Below are 15,310 nucleotides of genomic sequence, written 5' to 3' on the forward strand. Positions count from 1 at the left end.
TTATTGACTGGAGTTCAACCTAGGGAGGGATCGGATTGCATACAGAGGAATTTGTCAAATTACTTGGAAGGATCATGAAAGATTTTCAGACCCATATGGAAGACCATCTTGCACCTTCCTTAACAACATCGCAATTGAGCGTTCTGGAAGTCATGATTCAGCATGAGAATTACAGCTTGAAGCCTTCGGATCTTATTCCGTTTCTCTCTACTACACCTGCTGCCGTAACGATGCTGCTGGATCGTATGGAACGCGGTGAACTGATTCGTCGAGAGCGCGATGAGGCCGATCGCCGGATCGTATGGGTATCCATTACGGAGAAGGGAAAAGAAGAACTCGAGCGCGGAGTCTCCATTCGGGATACATACATCAACAGCATTCTTGATCGAATCTCAACGCATAATCAGCAATTGCTAGTTTATTTGCTTGGGAAAATTTCAGGAGCGAAATCTTGAACAGAACAAGGGGGGTCATCGTAGGATTAATGGATTAAATATGGGGACCATTTACACCTGAGACAAGTCGCTAGAGGTAGCGATTTGTCTTTTTTGCTGAATAAAGGATGAAATTAAAGTGCCAGGAATATATTTAATAACATATTGGAGGTGTCCTTATGGGATATGTTGAGGATTTGAGAAAGCAGGTAGGGAATCAACCTTTGATCTTAGTGAGGCCGAGCGCTGCAATTATAAATGAATTTGGGCAGATTTTATTAGTGAAGTATCATGACGATTCCTGGGGGATCCCGGGGGGACTGATGGAACTTGGAGAGTCGACTGAAGAGTGTATTAGAAGAGAAACGAAAGAAGAGATAGGCCTTGATCTGGGGAAGCTTCAATTATTCGACGTATTCTCAGGGAAGCAGCTATATACGAAACTGAGAAATGGGCATGAATACTATAATGTCATCATCGGCTACATTTGTACTGAATTTGAAGGGGAAATCGTCCCGGATGGTGTTGAAGTCATTGAGGCGAGGTTTTACAGCTTGTCGGAAGTGCCTGCCAGTACACAACCGTATATTCGGGAGAAATTATATGAATTAGGTCCAAAATTAGAGCAAATTTTTCGAGCGGCTAAATAAAAGCTAATATGTCTATTCCATCTTGAACCCATCAACCTGCAGGGTGGTGCTGAATAGTGATTTTCTCAATATTGCAACTCATCGGCGGAGTTATTCTGGCCATCGGCTGGATTCCTCAGATTTTGCAGATTATGAAGACGAAGTCCGTCAGGGATTTAAGTCTGAAATCCTATTTGTTTATGTTACTGGGAATAGGACTCATGGAGATTTATGCCATTGATTTAGTCGGTAACGGCTCTGGGATTGCATTTTTAATGACGAACAGTCTATCTTTATTAGTGGTGCTATTTGTAATAATGCTTGTTCTTCGATATAGAAATAGATGATCAGACGAAGAACAATCGGAATATATCTTGTTGATCCACCAGTTTGGAAATTCGGTAGAATCGTTGAGGCCAGCCCTTATCCATGCCAGAAACTATGTAAACGATGCCGAGAATAGGAGCGAGGTGCTGGCAGGCGTCGATCTTTTAAGAGAGGGATTGCAGGGGAGATAGATGCAGATTAAAATAAAAGAAATGCAGAATTTAAAGGAGATACTTCGTAAATGACAGAAAAGCAACTTCCCTACAAATTTAGTTTCTCGATTTCTTACAAAGAATACCAGTCATTAACCTTGGCTCATTCTAAGAATCAATTGATTTTCCTTAGTTTGTTCATATTTTTGGTGTTTACAGCAACTACATGGATCAAAAGCTCCGATTTTAATGTGATGCTGATGAAGGCGCCAATAGGCATTGTTGTTAGCCTTGCTCTGACTTTCTTCATGTGGTTGCTAACTCTTTATAAGGCAAGACGGGTGTTCGAGTCTAGCGGGATGTTGAAGAATGAACAGACCCTCACCCTATCCGAGGACGGAATACAGATGACGATAGATTCGAATGATTCGTTGATTCCATGGAATGATGTTGCTAAGGTAACCGAGTCGAAGCATCTGATTATTGTCTATCTGGCTAAAAATCAAGGTGTACTCATTTCTAAAAACGCCGTGGACATTGCTAGACTTAAGACAATTCTTCAATCATTTCTGGAAAGTAATAAATTACGGATAAAATAATTACAGTGTCTTAAAAACATCACCCAGCCTCGGATGGTTTCTATCTGAGAACTGGGTGATTTTTTTGCGGAAACGAAAATGAATGACTTATGCAGTTACATCCGAGTTCTTCAGCAGCTGGACTGCAATAGCGGACGCCAATAAGGTGAACAAGCAGTTCATTATAAAGAATCGTATAGTGTCTGCAACGGTTAAGCTCTCCTGGCTCAATACCCCCATCCCGATCGTCAATAGCGAATAAGGAAAATATAAGCCAATCTTCAGAACATACATCCCCAATCCGATAAATACAGCGCACACACTAATACCGATAGGTACAGCGAAGCTGCGGATACGCATCGATAACAAGAGTTGGATAGCGCTGAGCATGGTCGAAGCAACCCAGCCGCGGGCAATCCAGCCGAAGGTCTCCGGCGGGAAATGCTGCCGTAATCCAAGAAGCAAGCCTGCACTGCAGTAGAGCGCTAGAAATAGCATCTGTACGGTCAGTATAAGAATGCTCACAATAACCAGTTTGGAGATAAATACGTGCCAAGCAGAGACAGGGGCGCTCATCACCATGTTCCAATTTTTATTCAAGTGCTCCAGTCTGCACACATAAGCACAGCAGATAGCAATGAGTACAGGCAAGAAGAACTCGCCGTAGAACAGACTTACCTGCGTCCATAGGCTGTACCATCCATTCTTTAAAGCGCTCTGGTTCAAATAATAATTAGCGCAGCCGATCAACACCGCCAGGACAGGCAGTGCGGCTAGAATTAGCCACATGCGGGAATGACGCAGCTTGAGCTGCTCAGCCCGGATACATCTGATTAACATAATGGTCCTCCTATAATGTGGTTTCTTCAGCGGTATAAGACACTACTTCTAAACTTCCTGCCGTGATACGTGGATACTGCCAATGATGTATATCGTGACGCCCATGATGAAGAGAAAAACCGGCGGCAGAAATCCAACAGGTCGTGTCACGAACCGCATGATCGAATCCGAATAATCGTAAGTGATCGGATATAGACCAGTATAGTAAGACCAGACGAACATACGTCTAACCACGGCTGGGAACAATGGAGCCGCCATACCAATGAACCCGCCGATCATTCCGAGGCAGAGGCTGAAGGCCTGATTTTTAATAGATAGTGACAGCCACTGCTGCAGCGCAATGACTACCTGATTCGTCAAAATAGCTCCCCCTAAAAACGGCATTAACAAAGGAAGCAGCGTGGACAACTCGAATTGATGCATCACCCCAAAGCCAATGAGCGCAGCAGATTCGAGCAAGATGGCGAGCAGCATCAGGGCCGAGGCACATAAAAACTTGGAGGCATAGATCCGGCCACGGGTAATGGAGACCGTGAGTAGTAGCTTCCAGGTGCTGCCCTTATGCTCCATATCACAGACTCGGGATACGGTCACAGAGGACAAGATCGGGAAGAATAGCCCGTTCATTGAGGCAGCTGTCATAAAGAGCCCTTCCCATCCTGCCAAATCTGGATTATTTGAGAGGGAGATGCTTGTAGAAAGGAAGAGCCAGGCTAACTCTACACTAAGGAACAAAGCGATCATTAGTAACACGCGTCTTCTTCGCAGCTTATAAAATTCCAGGCCCAGTATGCTCATTAGAGGCTGCTCTCCTTTCCCGTCATTTCCAGGAAGAGGTTCTCCAGACTTTTTCTCTGCTCTTCTATTCGAATGACATCTATCCCTGTATGCACAAGGGTTTTGTTAATTCTGGCCACTTCGTTATCCTCGACCCCTCTAAGAGTCAAGTAGCCATTCTCAAGCAGCGGTGACAGCCCTTGATTAAGCAGGATACGCTCTGCTTCTGCGTTATTTTCCGTTTTCAGGGCGATACGGGTTTCGCTTTTACTACGGAGCTGATCCATGCTCCCTTGAAATACCAGCTTGCCTTGGCTGATAATGCCCACCGAGTTAGCGATCTGCTCGATCTCCGACAAGAGATGGCTAGAGATCAGCACGGTTATGCCGTACCGATGCGGCAGGGATTGAATCAGCTCCCTTATTTCTCCGATCCCCGCCGGATCAAGCCCGTTCGTCGGTTCATCGAGGATCAACAGTTTTGGAAACGAGATCAGAGCCATAGCAATTCCCAGACGCTGCTTCATTCCTAGCGAAAACTGATTTACCTTCTTGTCCTTTTGTTTCTCTAAGCGGACAATTTGCAGCGCCTCGTTCACATTCCGATCTGGGACATTACGCAGGCTCTGCATGATCCGCATGTTCTCATAGCCGGTCAAATGCCCGTAAAAAGAAGGCGATTCAATAAGTGAGCCGGTTTGACTAAGTATAAGTCGGCGGTTCTTGCTGAAATCTTTGCCGAAGACGGTGACCTTGCCGTCTGTCGGCTGGACTAATCCAAGGAGCATCTTCAACGTGGTCGATTTTCCTGCCCCGTTAGGTCCTAGAAATCCATATACATCACCTTCGTAGACGGATAAATTCACATTGTTGACACTAGAGATGCTCCCATAGCATTTCGTAAGGTTACGCGTTGAGATAATTGTGTTCATTGACTTCTCTCCTATCCCATTTTCTTGTTCACAGCTTCAGCATACAAGGGGGACCCTTCCTCAACCTGAAGACTACCTTACGAGAACCTTAAATCGCAGAAGTATAAGCCATCTTTGCTGAATCGCCAGTGCTCGCTTGCTATAATGGCAATAGGTGATGAACACATGGAAGATTTGAAACATAAGAAATTGCTCATCGTCGAGGATGAGTATGAAATCCGCCAAATGGTGGATCGCTTTTTACGCAAGGAAGGCTATTTCCGTATATTTCATGCGGCGGATTGCAAGGAGGCTCTGGAAATCTGCCGATCGGACAAGCCGGATATTGCGATTCTAGACGTTATGCTGCCTGATGGCGATGGCTTTGCTCTGCTCACTTCGATCCGGCGTTTCTCCTCTATGCCCGTCCTGTTTCTGTCGGCCAGAGGTGAAGATGAAGACAGGCTGCTGGGTCTCGGGCTTGGGGCAGATGACTATATGGTGAAGCCGTTCTTGCCACGTGAGCTTGTACTACGGCTTAACATAATTTTGCGGCGAGTGTATGCTTCTTCAGCCGTAGAGCATTTGCCGGTCTTCCGGCTCGGCGATTGTATCGTTGATTTGGAAGGCGCAGTGGTGCGCAGCGATCGAGGAGAACAGGCCTTAACCGCCAAAGAGCATGCGTTGCTGGCGAAGCTCTATAGCGAACGGGGGCGGATCATTACAAGTGATGCGCTATGTCAGACGGTATGGGGGGACGATTATTTTGGATATGAAAATACGCTAATGGTGCATATCCGAAGAATACGGGAGAAGATTGAGACAAATCCCTCCAGCCCGGTCCATTTAATTACGGTTAGAGGGCTTGGCTATAAGCTGCTTGTGAAGGAGGAGTGACATGGACGGTGCTGCTCGTATTTTACGCCGTTTTGCTGGAGCAACCATCGTAATATCCGTGTTTCTACTCATTTTAAACTTTATACTGCTGGGAGTCTGGATCTTCAAGGGAATGAATGAGGGGCAGTCTCCGGACAGCATTACGCAAAAGGTAGCAGTGGCCCTGCAATCAAATGCGAGTGGGTATTCCCTCCATGAAGATGGTCAGCGGCTATTGGAGCAAAATGAGGCCTGGGCTATGTTGATTAATGGCAAGGGTGATGTCGTATGGGATTTCGATGTACCTGCCACACTGCCTCGATCCTATACGCTTACCGAGGTAGCCCAATTTACACGCAATTACTTAATGGATTACCCCGTGTATGTATGGGAGCATGCTAATGGATTGATTGTGATCGGGTTCCCGAAGACAAGTATGGCAAAATATCAATTTAATGTTCCCGTCGAATGGGTTCAGAATTTACCTTCCCGAATCGTTATGATGGTGATTGCAAATGTACTTCTCGCCCTTATGCTGTCTCTTCTGATTGGCTCCCGTCTTATTAAATCGATCAAACCGCTTCTGCGCGGAATCTATTCGCTTGCCCATGAGCAAAGCGCATATGTGGAGCCAAAGGGAATGTTCAGCAGCTTGGCACAGAGCATCAACCACACATCCGTATTGCTTGAGCAGAAGGATGCTGCACTTAAAGCTAGAGATGAAGCGCGTTCCAACTGGATCGCCGGTATATCTCATGACATCCGTACGCCATTGTCTATGGTGCTGGGTTACGCGAGTGATCTAGAGGATAGTCTGGTCATGCCTGTAGATCAGCGGCAGCAAGCGGCCATTATCCGACAGCAAGGCGAGAAGCTGCGTTCCCTGGTCAGTGATTTGAACCTCGTCTCTATGTTGGAGTATGAGATGCAGCCGCTTCATCCCAGAAGACTCCGGCTCTCGGTGCTGGCCCGGCAGATTGCTTCCGATTTTCTGAATCAGGGGCTGGAGGATAAATTCATGCTGGATGTGGATATTTCTGAAGAACAACTGCAGGTCAATGGAGATGAAAAGCTGCTAACTCGCGCGATTACAAATTTAGTGCAGAACAGCCTCTTTCATAATCCTGAGGGTTGTTATATCATTTTGCAGACCAATGCTTCTTCAGATGGACAGGTCTGTCGACTGATCGTAAGGGATGATGGACACGGTGTAGCGGAGAACGACCTTTCTGACCTGCTTGAGCTGCCTTATTCGTCGAGAAGACGACGTCCGGCCCATTCTGGGCATGGCCTAGGTCTTCCGATGGTTGCCCGAATAGCTAAGGCTCATCAAGGGCAGTTGCTATTGATGAGCGGGGAAGGTAAAGGAATGGAAGCGATCATCGAGCTACCTGCCATGATATGAAAAGATTTATCCGGAAAAGAAAGGACTTCTCCCTCCAATAATGTCCATGTATAATCATGGAAGAGGTGACACTTATTTATGAAGCAAATCGGTCAGGGTCGGACGGCGGATATATATGAGGTTGATGAGAGCAGCATTCTGAAGCTGTATAAGAAAGATATTTTCCATGAGGCTATAGAGATAGAATTTTCGGTTAGCCAATTTGTGTATTCTCTGGGTATGAACACCCCCAAGCCATTAGATTTGCTGTGGCAGGACGAACGACGGGGGATTATTTTTCAACGAGTATCCGGCGGATCGCTGCTTGATGCTATAACTCGAAGACCATTGCTTGTGAAGAAATATGCCCAAATTCTTGCCTCCCTTCATGCTCAATTACATGCATGTGAAGCGAGGGATTTAAAGAGAAAGCAAAAAGAAATACTGGCTTATAACATTAAATCCGCACCATTATTAACTGAAGAAGAGAAGAACAAGATCATTACTTATTTGTATGAATTACCGGATGATTACAAGCTTTGTCATGGTGATTTCCATCCAGACAACATTATGCTTGGCGAGCAGCATTGGGTGATTGACTGGATGACCGGAGCTGTCGGCCATCCGGCAGGGGACGCCGCTAGGACTGTGATTTTATTAAGTTTTGGTGCGTTGCCTCCAGGAACCCCTAAATTTATGGGAACGATAATCCAGATGCTACGAAAAAAAATCAAGAATGAATATCTGAAGCACTACTTAATGGTTACAGGAAGAGATTTTGCAGATATTGATCCATGGATATTGCCGATTGCGGCTGCCAGGCTTGTAGAATGGGTACCTGAAGAAGAAAAAAATGAACTACTGCTGGAAATAAAAAAACGGCTAAGCAAAACTTTATAGATAAATAGGGGGAAGAAGGATGATTCTAGAAAAACTTGAATTGCTGACTGCAAATCTGCAAGCAACGAAGTCGTTCTATCAAGATGTGCTTGAATTGCAGCTTGTTGAAGACAAGGAAGATACTTTCACGGTACAGGCAGGGGCGACCCGCATCAGGTTTGAGGCAACGGAGGCATATGATCGTCCATTCTATCATTTTGCGTTGAATATTCCCGAGAATAAATTCCATGAAGCGAAGAGTTGGATTCAGTCCCGGGTGCCATTAATTCAGGAAGAAGGAGACGACGAGGTATTCTTTACCTCCTGGAATGCCCACTCGTTATATTTCGAAGATCCTTCGGGCAATATTGTTGAATTTATCGCTCGTCATAACCTCTCTAATGCGATCTCTCATTCTTATAACAGCGGTGAGATCAACGGCGTGAGTGAGATCGGTGTAGTTGCTGAAGAGGTAATCCCGTTTGTGAGGACCTTGAATGAGATCGGTCTGCCTAACTGGAAAGAGGACAGTGAGGGACTTACTCCGGTGGGAGATGAGCTTGGCTTATTCATCGTCGTCAAGAAGGGGAGGATCTGGTTCTTCTCGAATCAGAAGCCTGCCGAATATTACCCGCTGCGAGTTTCCATACAAGGGATTGGCTGGCTTACCTTTGCAGAGGATTCAACGTTTACTGTTATAGAAGTATAGAGAGTAGGAATATAGGTGACTAATCTGACTTTGGAATTCCTATCGCAGGAGAACACGGAAGAAATTCTTGAATTTGAGAAGGAAAACCGGGATTTTTTTGAAGCCTTCGTCCCTTCGAGAGGGGATGAATATTATCAACCTGCTATTTTCCAGGGAATCATAAACAGCCTGATTGAAGAACAGCTTCAGGATCTATGCTATATGTACGTTATTCGGAATCAGGAAGGCGAAATGGTCGGCCGGATAAATATAGTTAATATTGTGCAGGAAGGATGTAGAAGAGCGGAGCTTGGCTATCGAATTGGTCAGAAGCATGGCGGAAAGGGATATGCCACAGCGGCTGTGAAGCTTATTATGAGTGAAGCCTTTGGCCGACATCGGATAGAGCATTTGGATGCAGGTACTTCACCTTCCAATATGGGATCACAGATCGTACTCCTCAAGAATGGATTTGAATTTGTTCGCAGAGAAGAAAAGGCCGTGCAGGTGGGTGACCGCTGGGAGGACAGCATTTGGTTTATGAAGAAAAAGATGGCGGACTGAGCGGTAAAGTTATTCGTAGGATTGAGTTGCAGCTTGTCATGACCGAAAAGAATTTGGATTTCGCCTAGGAGGAACCCAATTATGTATGAACTCAAAACGAAAGAAACCGATGGTAGCGTTATTGAATTTATCGAGAGCATTGAGAATGTGAAAAAGCGTGAAGATGCATATCAACTGCTCGATATATTCACGGACACGACAGGCTATGAAGCGAAAATGTGGGGGCCAAGTATTATCGGCTTCGGAAGTTATCATTATAAATACGACTCCGGTCATGAGGGGGATGCTCCGCTCGTAGGTTTCTCACCTAGGAAAGCGAAGACGAGTCTGTATTTTGCCACAGGTGATTCTGGACGGGTGGAACTACTAAAGAGGTTCGGAAAACATACGGCCGGAAAGTCCTGTGTCTATATCAACAAAACAGCAGATATTGATGTGACGATCTTGAAAGAACTGATCCAACAATCTGTTGAGTTCTTGAAAAGAACCTATCCGAATTCATAGTAAATAAAGAACCTCATCTCTGGAACAATGCCAGAGGCGAGGTTCTTCTTCTTAATGGGCCTTAGCCTCTAGTTCACAGGGTAGTAAATAGTCATGCTTAGCCGAGTTAAAGTATTACTTGGATTATAGTAGGTATGCGGTCTGTCGGCCTTAAAGCGTAAGGAATCCCCTTTATTGATAGTGTATTCTGCTTCTCCTAACCGAATGGTTACTTCTCCATCAAAGACAGTTATAAATTCTTCGGTTCCTTCCCGGTGAGAATCCGAGTTAACTATCCCCTTTGGATCAATCTCAATCGAATAAATTTCAAAACGCTTGTCCTCTTGGAAATGGAAACAAGGAGATATCCGGTATCTTCCTTCGTCCTCGCACAATACCTGGATTTCATTGCTGCGGACTACTGTCGCATCAGGCTGAGGACTATAGATTAGCGAAGTGAAGGAAACTTTCAATCCGTTCGCTATTTTCCAAATGGTTGCCAGTGTTGGGCTGGACTCTCCTCTTTCGATTTGCCCAATCATCGTCTTGCTTACTCCGCTTAATTGAGACAGCTTCTCTAGACTTAATTTCTCCTTCTCCCGAATTGCTTTCAGATTTTTGGCTAGAGCAAGATGAATTTCCTCCAATATAGTACACCCTCTTTTTTTGGTTTACAATATAACGACCGATTTGTATAATAAAAAGCACAAACGTTATATTGTCCATTTTAGACATTATAGCATACATAACGAGGGGGAGATCCATTGTCTTGGCTATCTTTTATTTTATTTGTTGTAATTACTAGCTTCACTCCAGGGCCCAACAATTTTGTAGCGATGAATTATGCGCAGAAATTTGGCTTGAGAAGAATCATATCGTATTGCTGCGGTGTGGCTGGAGGTTTTTTTCTAATTATTCTGTTAAGCAGCATTTTTAATAGATTGCTTACAAAATTCATGCCGGTGATTGAGCTTCCATTGACCATTTTTGGCGCAGCCTATATGTTATACTTAGCGTTTAAAATAGTTACCAGTAAAAATTATGAATCCAGAAGTGTCAATGAAGTTCGTAATTTATTCATAGTAGGAATACTGCTGCAATTTATTAACCCGAAGGGGATCTTGTTTGGCATAACGGTTGTCTCCGCCTTTATTCTCCCTTATTATGATAGTTATTCCAGCTATTTTGCTTTCGCACTTCTTTTGGGGACCATCGGTTTATTGAGTACATTTAGCTGGGGATTATTCGGAACCGTGTTTCAGAGGTTGATCTTGAATCATCAGAAGATTTTTAATGTAGTTATGGCAATTATGTTAGTATATAGTGCGATTTCAATCATGATTAAATAGAATGGGAGTTAAGAGAGTATGAGAAATTGGCCCACACTGTTTATGGAACCGGAAATGTTGAGACAACGGATAGCCGCAATGAGTATTCTGGATGCTATATTGTGTTCAGAGGATTGGTTGCGCAGATACAAATATAACCTTCGGTGGGATGAGGATGCCACGCTGGCCTCAGTAAGCAATGGTGCAGGAGACGAAATGTATATCGTATTCACTCCCGAGGGTGTCATTGTGAAGGGGTTTGATCATGAATCAGACATGAGTCCTTATGCTACGGATGATGGGGAGATTTGGCCAGGAATCTATGAGCAGACACCGTCTTCCTTGCTTAGTAGGTTGAATGACGAAGCACTATGCAAGGAGGACGTTACATTCTGCTTGTGGAGAGAGCCTGGGGATCAAGTATGGAGATGCGGCGATATAGACTTCAAGGGACTGGATGACGGTTCTCGATTTCTGTTAGGAATGATCTATGAAGCTCCACAGGATTATGTAGACTGGGCAGAGGACTATTATGAAATAGAGCTGTCTATTGACGTAGTTGCAAAAATTTATAAGGGTGAGACCGTCGGTGAAGAGATGATCTTAGCCTTGAATCCGGAACGAGATGTACGGATAGCCCTGGAAGAGATTCGTGAGATAGGAAAATAGCATTACTCTAAAGATCAACTATGGCATGACCCAGCCTGAGTTAGAAATATCGAGGAGGGGATGTTCAATTCTTAACTTCAGAAGTTGCATAGAATTGAAAGAAGGGGCTGTCTCCTAAGTCTTTATTGACCTGGGGACGCCCCTTCGCAGTTTTAAAAGGTGATATATCCATGCTTTAATTTAGGATTTACATAGTTTTGCTCTTTCTAGTGGATAGTCCAGAGCTCCGATTTCCGCTTTTCCAATAAAATTGTAGCGCTAATCTTGCGCAGATGCATGCGATGAGTACGAACAGTAGAGCCCACACGACCGCAGGAAGGATTGTCATATTGGCCAGATTGGTTGCGTCACCCGCTTGACTAGGGCTGATGATAGATTGTGCCAGCAGGAAGATTGGACCTACGACTGATTCTTCGAGGCAGAGAAAGGCCAGCAGCAAGTAATAGAAATTGCGGACCCGTTCTCCTAAGAAGTAAATTAGTACATTTAATAGGATGAAAATGAGGAGCCACCATAGCCCATAGCCCGAATGCACAAATAATACAATGGTAATCAAGGCCAGCGAGCTAATCACGATGAGTCCAGCTCCTTGCTTCTGCTTGTAATAGCCGTAGAACATGACGATAGAACATAAGGAGGATACGATGTAACCAGCAAGGGAGACGGTAATCTGGCTCCAGCCTGGTTGCAATAAAGAATAAGTCACTCCACTATGATCCGGATTAAGCTCAATGCGCAGTACGCTTCCGGACATGATCAACGTCAGCAGGGCATGGCCAAGCTCATGAAACATCGTATCGAGAATACGAAACCAGCCGGAGAACGGAATCAACCGGGTCAGAAATGCAGCGCCTAGCAGAAACAACAATGCCTTAAGCCATTTATTCATAGCGTACTTATTTTTCATAGAGGATCCTTTCATAGGCTTATATTATTGAAGATACAAACAAATACTCAGATACATATCATTATAAGGGAAAATATGCAAAATGCGACTGGAATTTCGGTATATCCCGAAACATTGAGTAGGAGATGAACTAATGAATTATTACTTCCTAGCAGTATAGAAATTAAGAAGTCACCAAAATGCTAGAATAAGGTCACAAGAATAGTAGTCTCCATTTTCGTTGTCCGTTTATAATCGGCGCGTAAGCATTTTAGTCACATCATTCTAAATCAAAGGTGGTTTTGAAATGAGGACAAAGATGGTTAGAAAGCTGATGGCCGCTGTAATGAGCACATTGCTTCTGACAGTAATGACGATGCCGCTTACCACGCATGCCGCAGCTGCGGATGTCAGCATCAATTGGAATGACGTAAAGCAGGAAATCGACGGTTTTGGTGTCTCCCAGGCTGGATGGTCAGGTGCGATATATGATCTGCAGGAGCCGGCGAGGAGCGAAATTATGGATCTCTTATTTACGCAGGATCAAGGAATCGGCTTGTCTATTCTTCGGGGTGCTTTATTCGCCGAATTCAATCCAGCACCGGGTCAATTTGATTTTACCGTAAGACCGGATCAGGTTTGGGTTATGCAGCAAGCCAAGGCAAGAGGTGTCGACAAGCTGGTCGCATCGACCTGGAGTCCTCCGGCTTGGATGAAAACCAACAATTCAACGACGCATGGCGGATATCTGAAGCAGGAGAATTACGGCGACTATGCGCTTCTGATGTCCAAATTCATTAAAGAGTACAAACAGCAATTTGATCTTGACTTGTACGCTGTCTCTATCGCCAATGAACCGAATTCAATGACCTTCCTCACCTGGGATTCATCGGAGTGGAACTCAACGAACTTCCAGGTGTTCCTGAAGGATTATTTGAAGCAGGCGATGATTAATGAAGGCGTGTCCCAGACGAGAGTAATCGCTGGTGAATCTTCCTGGTGGTCTGAGGATCTGATCAAGGATTCGTTAAATGACCCTGCCTCGGCCGAGAGACTTGACATCGTTGGGGGACATAACTACCCGATTCCAATTCTGAATTTGGAGCTTCCAACTACGCCGTTCTCTACGGCTGTCTCTAAAGGTAAAAAAGTATGGATGACCGAGGTGTCCAAGGTGGATTCCTATGATCCTAGCATCAATTCCGGTCTCAAATTCGCGAAGCAAACCCATGACTTCATGACGAAGGCGGGTGTCAATGCCTGGATGTACTGGACAGGGGCGATACCCGGCGACAATGATGAAGGATTGATTAATGTTGATAAAGATACCAGTACCTATAAGATGACGAAGCGTTATTATACATTCGGGAATTTTAGTAAATTTATTAAACCGGGATATGTCCGGATTGGTGCGACTGAGAATCCTAAATCCAATGTATATTTCTCGGCTTATAAAGATCCTGCTACAGACAAGTTTACGATTGTAGCGCTCAATACTGGTGACGCGACCGCAGAGGTCAATCTGATTCCAAACGGCTTTACAGCTGGAACGTTGACCCCTTACACGACTGATGATCAATTGAATCTGGCCCAGGGGCCCGCTGTAGCGGCTAGCAATGGCAAATTCCAGACCATCATCCCAGCCCATAGCGTTGTTACTTTTGTCGGGCAGAAAGGCTCACCACCAGCTCCTCAAGAGCAGACCCTTGTTGATGAGTTGGACGATTGGTTCAAGACATCCTCCCATACGAGTGGACTTGTGATGGACTCCAGCAATAGCGGTTATTTTAATGGTGATAGATCTCGGGTAAAGCGTCTGAATGGAACGACGGAGAGCTTCGTATATAACCTCCCCAATATCAGTTCCTTTAGAGCAGATATGTATCAGTTCAGCGTATGGGATGGTATAGCCTTCTATGTTTCTTCCGATCAGGTGAATTGGACGAAATTGGCTCATGCCAGCACCCCGGGAGTTTATACCGGCAGCCAGTGGTACCAGAAGACCTATTATTCTACAGAGCTTCCACCGCCGGGAACACAATATTTGAAGATCGAATTATCGGGTAGTGATTCCTGGGAGAAGCAGGTGTCCCGGATGACCATTAAATACGCGACGTAGATGTAAGAATAATTATTGAAGAGGGCGTGCATCGTGCATGCTCTTTTTCTCTTTTCTCCAATAAATTAGGAGAGGAACTTAATATTAGTAACGAGAATATTAATGGAGATAGTAGAGATGGGAGGTTTGACATTGACTAGAATCTGCTTCGTCAGGCATGGGATTACTGAATGGAATAAGGAGAGACGGGCACAGGGCCAGTCGGATATTCCGCTCAATGACTCTGGAAAAATTCAGGCACAGTTGTTGGCTGCACGTATGAAGGAAGAAGGATGGGATCATATTTTCTCAAGCGATTTGTCGCGGGCTAAGGAAACGGCAGAAATTGTTGCAGCTGCTATCGGATTGCCGGTTTATACGGATCAGCGATTAAGAGAGATGCATAAAGGCGAAACCGAAGGAACGACCTTGAGGGAGAGAATCGCTAGATGGGGAGAGGAATGGGAGAGCCTGGAATTGGGGATAGAAGCAGATCCATCTATTTCTAGTCGGGGCACTTCGTTTATTTCTGATGTTGTGGCTAGTTATCCGGGCAGGAACATTCTTGTAGTTAGTCATGGGGCATTGATTACTTTAACCGTCAAATCCCTTGTGCCTGAGCAGGATACTAACCAGCATTTGCATAATACGTCTGTGACTATATTAGAAAACAGTGGCATCGGTTGGAGATGCGAGCTCTTCAATTGCGCCCTACATCTAAAGGGAGCTGCACAGCAAATTCGCTGTTCACTGTTGTAGTATCCTTAAGAATAAATACAGAAGAAGAAGGAGTCCGCGCGAAGGCGC

19 protein-coding genes are annotated in these 15,310 nt (G+C 44.9%); 14 read left to right on the forward strand and 5 right to left on the reverse strand.

From position 1 onward, the window contains the following. Positions 1–35 precede the first annotated feature (35 nt). The 4 genes from EI981_RS10875 (at position 36) to EI981_RS10890 (ending at position 2,141) form a co-directional block, all read left to right on the forward strand. Positions 36–455 carry a MarR family winged helix-turn-helix transcriptional regulator gene (locus tag EI981_RS10875; RefSeq protein WP_126998013.1) on the forward strand — a complete coding sequence of 140 codons (420 nt, stop codon included), beginning with the start codon at positions 36–38 and terminating at the stop codon, positions 453–455. 158 nt (positions 456–613) lie between these two features. Then, on the forward strand, positions 614–1,084 hold the full coding sequence (locus tag EI981_RS10880) for an NUDIX hydrolase (RefSeq protein ID WP_126998015.1): 471 nt from the start codon (positions 614–616) through the stop codon (positions 1,082–1,084). 56 nt (positions 1,085–1,140) lie between these two features. After that, positions 1,141–1,410 (forward strand): PQ-loop domain-containing transporter, encoded by a 270-nt coding sequence (locus tag EI981_RS10885; RefSeq protein ID WP_126998017.1) that lies wholly within the window; start codon positions 1,141–1,143, stop codon positions 1,408–1,410. A gap of 221 nt (positions 1,411–1,631) precedes the next feature. Continuing rightward, positions 1,632–2,141, forward strand: a complete 510-nt coding sequence (locus EI981_RS10890) for a YcxB family protein (RefSeq protein WP_126998019.1) — start codon at positions 1,632–1,634, stop codon at positions 2,139–2,141. A gap of 87 nt (positions 2,142–2,228) precedes the next feature. Here EI981_RS10890 and EI981_RS10895 read toward each other — a convergent pair whose 3' ends face one another. The 3 genes from EI981_RS10895 to EI981_RS10905 are packed head-to-tail and all read right to left on the reverse strand — an operon-like array spanning position 2,229 to position 4,669. After that, positions 2,229–2,960, reverse strand: coding sequence for an ABC transporter permease (locus EI981_RS10895; RefSeq protein ID WP_126998021.1), 732 nt, complete (start codon positions 2,958–2,960; stop codon positions 2,229–2,231). A gap of 48 nt (positions 2,961–3,008) precedes the next feature. After that, a complete protein-coding gene (locus EI981_RS10900) occupies positions 3,009–3,758 on the reverse strand; it encodes an ABC transporter permease (RefSeq protein ID WP_126998023.1) in 750 nt (249 codons plus the stop codon). Then, entirely contained in the window at positions 3,758–4,669 is a 912-nt protein-coding gene (locus EI981_RS10905) for an ABC transporter ATP-binding protein (protein ID WP_126998025.1), read from the reverse strand. Before EI981_RS10905 ends, EI981_RS10900 begins: the two co-directional genes overlap by 1 nt. A 165-nt stretch (positions 4,670–4,834) precedes the next feature. Here EI981_RS10905 and EI981_RS10910 point away from each other — a divergent pair, with 165 nt between their 5' ends. From EI981_RS10910 to EI981_RS10935, 6 genes are all read left to right on the forward strand, one after another. Next, positions 4,835–5,545 (forward strand): response regulator transcription factor, encoded by a 711-nt coding sequence (locus EI981_RS10910; protein ID WP_126998027.1) that lies wholly within the window; start codon positions 4,835–4,837, stop codon positions 5,543–5,545. Position 5,546: 1 nt separating this feature from the next. Continuing rightward, the gene (locus EI981_RS10915) at positions 5,547–6,929 is read left to right on the forward strand and encodes a sensor histidine kinase (RefSeq protein ID WP_126998029.1); all 1,383 of its coding nucleotides are present in this window, start codon (positions 5,547–5,549) and stop codon (positions 6,927–6,929) included. A 78-nt stretch (positions 6,930–7,007) separates the two neighbouring features. Next, entirely contained in the window at positions 7,008–7,808 is an 801-nt protein-coding gene (locus EI981_RS10920; RefSeq protein ID WP_126998031.1) for an aminoglycoside phosphotransferase family protein, read from the forward strand. A 19-nt stretch (positions 7,809–7,827) separates the two neighbouring features. Beyond that, the gene (locus tag EI981_RS10925; RefSeq protein ID WP_126998033.1) at positions 7,828–8,496 is read left to right on the forward strand and encodes a VOC family protein; all 669 of its coding nucleotides are present in this window, start codon (positions 7,828–7,830) and stop codon (positions 8,494–8,496) included. A 15-nt stretch (positions 8,497–8,511) separates the two neighbouring features. Next, positions 8,512–9,039 carry a GNAT family N-acetyltransferase gene (locus EI981_RS10930; protein WP_126998035.1) on the forward strand — a complete coding sequence of 176 codons (528 nt, stop codon included), beginning with the start codon at positions 8,512–8,514 and terminating at the stop codon, positions 9,037–9,039. A gap of 81 nt (positions 9,040–9,120) precedes the next feature. Beyond that, on the forward strand, positions 9,121–9,543 hold the full coding sequence (locus EI981_RS10935) for a DUF1801 domain-containing protein (RefSeq protein WP_126998038.1): 423 nt from the start codon (positions 9,121–9,123) through the stop codon (positions 9,541–9,543). Positions 9,544–9,611: 68 nt separating this feature from the next. Here EI981_RS10935 and EI981_RS10940 read toward each other — a convergent pair whose 3' ends face one another. Further along, positions 9,612–10,169 carry a helix-turn-helix domain-containing protein gene (locus EI981_RS10940; RefSeq protein ID WP_126998040.1) on the reverse strand — a complete coding sequence of 186 codons (558 nt, stop codon included), beginning with the start codon at positions 10,167–10,169 and terminating at the stop codon, positions 9,612–9,614. Between the two features lie 117 nt (positions 10,170–10,286). On the opposite strand from EI981_RS10940, the gene EI981_RS10945 reads away from it, so the two are divergent. Continuing rightward, positions 10,287–10,871 carry a LysE family translocator gene (locus EI981_RS10945; protein ID WP_126998042.1) on the forward strand — a complete coding sequence of 195 codons (585 nt, stop codon included), beginning with the start codon at positions 10,287–10,289 and terminating at the stop codon, positions 10,869–10,871. 18 nt (positions 10,872–10,889) lie between these two features. Further along, on the forward strand, positions 10,890–11,519 hold the full coding sequence (locus tag EI981_RS10950; RefSeq protein WP_126998044.1) for a hypothetical protein: 630 nt from the start codon (positions 10,890–10,892) through the stop codon (positions 11,517–11,519). Positions 11,520–11,706: 187 nt separating this feature from the next. Here EI981_RS10950 and EI981_RS10955 read toward each other — a convergent pair whose 3' ends face one another. Next, entirely contained in the window at positions 11,707–12,408 is a 702-nt protein-coding gene (locus tag EI981_RS10955; RefSeq protein WP_127004567.1) for a M50 family metallopeptidase, read from the reverse strand. A gap of 304 nt (positions 12,409–12,712) precedes the next feature. On the opposite strand from EI981_RS10955, the gene EI981_RS10960 reads away from it, so the two are divergent. Continuing rightward, positions 12,713–14,524, forward strand: a complete 1,812-nt coding sequence (locus EI981_RS10960; RefSeq protein WP_126998046.1) for a glycoside hydrolase family 30 protein — start codon at positions 12,713–12,715, stop codon at positions 14,522–14,524. 132 nt (positions 14,525–14,656) lie between these two features. After that, on the forward strand, positions 14,657–15,262 hold the full coding sequence (locus EI981_RS10965) for a histidine phosphatase family protein (RefSeq protein ID WP_126998048.1): 606 nt from the start codon (positions 14,657–14,659) through the stop codon (positions 15,260–15,262). Positions 15,263–15,310 lie beyond the last annotated feature (48 nt).

The organism is Paenibacillus lutimineralis (genome assembly GCF_003991425.1).
GTDB lineage: Bacteria > Bacillota > Bacilli > Paenibacillales > Paenibacillaceae > Fontibacillus > Fontibacillus lutimineralis.

Coding starts and splice junctions, on each gene's coding strand:
- EI981_RS10960 (WP_126998046.1), top strand. CDS start 12,713: ATGAGGACAAAGATGGTTAGAAAGCTGATGGCCGCTGTAATGAGCACA.
- EI981_RS10900 (WP_126998023.1), bottom strand. CDS start 3,758: ATGAGCATACTGGGCCTGGAATTTTATAAGCTGCGAAGAAGACGCGTG.
- EI981_RS10895 (WP_126998021.1), bottom strand. CDS start 2,960: ATGTTAATCAGATGTATCCGGGCTGAGCAGCTCAAGCTGCGTCATTCC.
- EI981_RS10955 (WP_127004567.1), bottom strand. CDS start 12,408: ATGAATAAATGGCTTAAGGCATTGTTGTTTCTGCTAGGCGCTGCATTT.
- EI981_RS10890 (WP_126998019.1), top strand. CDS start 1,632: ATGACAGAAAAGCAACTTCCCTACAAATTTAGTTTCTCGATTTCTTAC.
- EI981_RS10905 (WP_126998025.1), bottom strand. CDS start 4,669: ATGAACACAATTATCTCAACGCGTAACCTTACGAAATGCTATGGGAGC.
- EI981_RS10910 (WP_126998027.1), top strand. CDS start 4,835: ATGGAAGATTTGAAACATAAGAAATTGCTCATCGTCGAGGATGAGTAT.
- EI981_RS10950 (WP_126998044.1), top strand. CDS start 10,890: ATGAGAAATTGGCCCACACTGTTTATGGAACCGGAAATGTTGAGACAA.
- EI981_RS10920 (WP_126998031.1), top strand. CDS start 7,008: ATGAAGCAAATCGGTCAGGGTCGGACGGCGGATATATATGAGGTTGAT.
- EI981_RS10925 (WP_126998033.1), top strand. CDS start 7,828: ATGATTCTAGAAAAACTTGAATTGCTGACTGCAAATCTGCAAGCAACG.
- EI981_RS10935 (WP_126998038.1), top strand. CDS start 9,121: ATGTATGAACTCAAAACGAAAGAAACCGATGGTAGCGTTATTGAATTT.
- EI981_RS10915 (WP_126998029.1), top strand. CDS start 5,547: ATGGACGGTGCTGCTCGTATTTTACGCCGTTTTGCTGGAGCAACCATC.
- EI981_RS10880 (WP_126998015.1), top strand. CDS start 614: ATGGGATATGTTGAGGATTTGAGAAAGCAGGTAGGGAATCAACCTTTG.